The sequence below is a fragment of the Streptomyces nojiriensis genome (genome assembly GCF_017639205.1).
GTDB lineage: Bacteria > Actinomycetota > Actinomycetes > Streptomycetales > Streptomycetaceae > Streptomyces > Streptomyces nojiriensis.
In genome coordinates this window covers 7,849,815-7,852,793 of record NZ_CP071139.1, presented here as the reverse complement: position 1 = coordinate 7,852,793, position 2,979 = coordinate 7,849,815, and the positions used below count along the sequence as shown (strand labels likewise).

The window sequence follows — 2,979 nt, the reverse complement described above, 5'->3', positions numbered from 1 at the left end:
CGCGCGCTCCATCACTCCGTGCAGAGAAACCTAAGACCAGAGTTGACCCTGGCACGGGAGAGCTTCCGCAGAAACCCCTAACGCTCCCCTAGGGGCCCCTATGCGGTGGCCCTGTGGATGGCGTCGTCATTCTGCGAGCGCGATCAATCATAATGCCCTCGACGTACGGGCAATTGCAAGGATTCTGTTGTCGTTTGAATCCGGCAGGGCGTCGCCCGGCCGGGCGGGCCATGCGTACCGGGACGGGCCCTGCGTACGAGGACGGAGGGGCGGTCGTCAGGACCGCCCCTCCGCCTCCCGGGGGTGTGTCAGTTGGTTCTTGGGGGTCAGCGGCCGGCGGGCACCCGTTCGATGAACGGGGCGAGCAGGCCGGGCACCGTCTCCTCGGCGAAGGCGAGGCCGTCGCCGACGCGTACGTCGCGGACCTTGTAGACGCCGTTGCCGACGGCCGTGGCGGCTCCCAGGGTGAGCAGGCCGGCGCGGCGCTGGAAGGCCGAGCGCGTGATGGACCAGCCGATGATCCCGTCCCGCTGTACGGCGACGGTGCGGCGGGTGAAGGTGCCCGCCCGGGTGACCAGGTAGGGGCCGTGGACGGCGTGGCCGAGGTTGCGGTAGGCGTCGAAGGCGAAGGCCACTCCGACGGCGAACAGGACGACCGCGGTGATCCAGCCGGTGTGCACGAGGACCGGGGTGAGCCACAGGCCGAGGCCGACGAAGGGCGCGGCGAGCAGGACGGACCAGATCAGGGCGCGGTTGATCCTGCGGCGCAGGGCGGCGCGGGGGTGCGGCGCGAGCTCCGCCGCCGTCGTCGGGGAGACGGTCTCGCCGAGGACGTCGGCGGCGATCCGGCGGGCCAGGGCCAGGGGTACGGGCGGGGTGAGCCGGCTGCGGCTGCTGTTCTCGTCCTCGTCGCCGAGGCCGCTGGCGACGGCCTTCAGGCGGGCTCCTCCGGCCCAGCGCAGCAGCAGGGGTTCGGCCACTTCGGCGCCGCGCAGCCGCTGTTCCTCGATGCTGACGGAGCGGGTGACGAGCAGGCCGCGGCGGACGCGGAGCAGGCCGGTCTCCGGGCGGTCGAGGCGGTAGCCGCCCCAGCCCTCTATGAAGGTGGCGGTCGATCCGGCGACGCCGATCACGACGATGACGAGGAGGGTCACGAGGATTCCGTACCAGAGCGGTACGGAGCCGAAGCGGTCCTCGATGTCCTTGACGATGCCGAGTTCCAGGGGGTCGATCTTCATCTCGTGCAGCGTGCGGTAGACGCTGCCGACGGCGATGAAGACACCGCCGACGCCCCAGAGGGTCAGCGGCGCGTACCGCAGCCACGCCCAGTCGAGTTCGGCGAGGGTGGCGTCGGTGTCGGGGTCGGCGGTCGCCAGGCCCTGGCGGGCGTGGCGCAGTTCGCTCAGCTGCCTGCGCAGCGCTTCGGCGTCGCGGGCGCTGAGGCCGTCCAGGGACAGGCCGCCGCCGGAGGAGGCCTGGTCACCGGTGGCGACCTTCAGGGAGGTGAGGCCGAAGATCCGGTGGATGGGGTTGGCGGTCAGGTCGACGCTGCGGATGCGGTCGACGGGGATCGAGCGCTCGCTGCGGAAGAACCATCCCTTGTGGAGCTCCACCCGGTCGTCGGTGACGCGGTACCGGGTGGTGAGGAGGCGCATCGTGCTGATGCCGGAGATGACGAGGCAGGTGATGAGGAACGAGGCGAAGGTGATCAGGACCTGGAGGTTGATCTCGCCGCCGGTGATGACGGTGGTGGCGCCGAAGGTGGCCAGCGGTGTGGCCACCACGCTCAGGTTGACGAGGAACAGGCGCGGGTTGAGCCGTCCCCACGCGTCGTGGTCGGCGTGGTCCTGGTGTCGGACCGCGGTGTCCGGTGTCACGTGGCGTCTCCCGGTACGGCCTGGGTGGACCGGGTCAGCTGCTCCACGAGTTCGGTGGCGGTCCGGTGGTCCAGTCCCTTGATCTTCACGGCGCCGGCGGAGGACGCGCTGGTGACGGTGATCCCGGAGAGGCTGAACAGCTGCTGGAGCGGGCCGCGGAGCATGTCGACGGTCTGGACGCGGGACAGGGGGACGACCCGCCAGCGCTGCCAGAGCCATCCCGAGGCGGCGTAGACGGCCTCGTCGGTCATCTCCCAGCGGTGCACCCGGTAGCGCCAGATGGGCATGATGCCCATGTAGAGGAGGCCGGGGACGAGTGCGGCGAGGAAGAGGGGGCCGAAGACGAAGCGCGCCGGCGAGATGGTGAGCCAGAGCACGCCGAACACGAGCGGGAGCGGCAGGGCGAAGAGGGACGACTGGAGGGTCCACCAGCCGATGGCGCGGCTTTCGACGCGGTTGCGAGGCGGACGGAGCCTCAGTTCTTGGTTGTCTAGCACTGCTTCACCCTGGTTCCTGAAGGATCTTGAATCGTCGCGGGATCGTCGCGGAGTCATCGTGGGGTCATCGTGTGATCGTCGCGGTCCGTACGGCACGCTGCCGGGACAGGAGGACGGCTGCCCGGGCCGTCACCATCGACAGGGACATCAGGGCGAGCGAGCTCACGAGGACCTCGCTGCCGCTGAGTTGGTAGTCGGTGGTGAAGCGGTCGATGCGCGCGCCGAACCAGTGCTCGCAGCCGTAGGCGAAGAGGATCTGGGCTCCGGAGAGGCAGACCCAGACCGCCGCCTGGCCGGACCCGCCGGTGGTGCGGATGTCGCCCGCGGGGTCCCGGTGGGCGGTGAGCGGGGAGCTCGCGACGAGTCCGCAGATGACCCCTACACCTATGGCGGCGAGGTGCAGCGACGTGTCGTTGCCCGCCGTCGGAAAGGAGTGTATGCACGCGCCGGTGACGATTACGGCCACCAGTGTGGGGCCGGCGATCCTCACGGCGGTGATGCGCCGGTTTCCGGAGTCGGTCGCGAGGATGACGGCCAGGATCGTCCCGCAGGTGATGAGTGCCGTCGTGAACTGCCCCACGTGACCGAACCCGCCCTTTCCGCAC

The 2,979-nt window shown here is 70.2% G+C and carries 3 protein-coding genes; all 3 read right to left on the bottom strand.

What is annotated here, in order from left to right:
• Positions 1-326 precede the first annotated feature (326 nt).
• The 3 genes from JYK04_RS36115 to JYK04_RS36105 all read right to left on the bottom strand — a co-directional run bounded on the left by JYK04_RS36115 (position 327) and on the right by JYK04_RS36105 (position 2,954).
• The gene (locus JYK04_RS36115) at positions 327-1,877 is read right to left on the bottom strand and encodes a PH domain-containing protein (protein WP_189747882.1); all 1,551 of its coding nucleotides are present in this window, start codon (positions 1,875-1,877) and stop codon (positions 327-329) included.
• Entirely contained in the window at positions 1,874-2,374 is a 501-nt protein-coding gene (locus JYK04_RS36110; protein ID WP_189747884.1) for a PH domain-containing protein, read from the bottom strand. The genes JYK04_RS36115 and JYK04_RS36110 overlap by 4 nt, the downstream gene beginning before the upstream one ends.
• A gap of 64 nt (positions 2,375-2,438) precedes the next feature.
• Positions 2,439-2,954, bottom strand: coding sequence for a hypothetical protein (locus tag JYK04_RS36105; protein WP_189747886.1), 516 nt, complete (start codon positions 2,952-2,954; stop codon positions 2,439-2,441).
• Positions 2,955-2,979 lie beyond the last annotated feature (25 nt).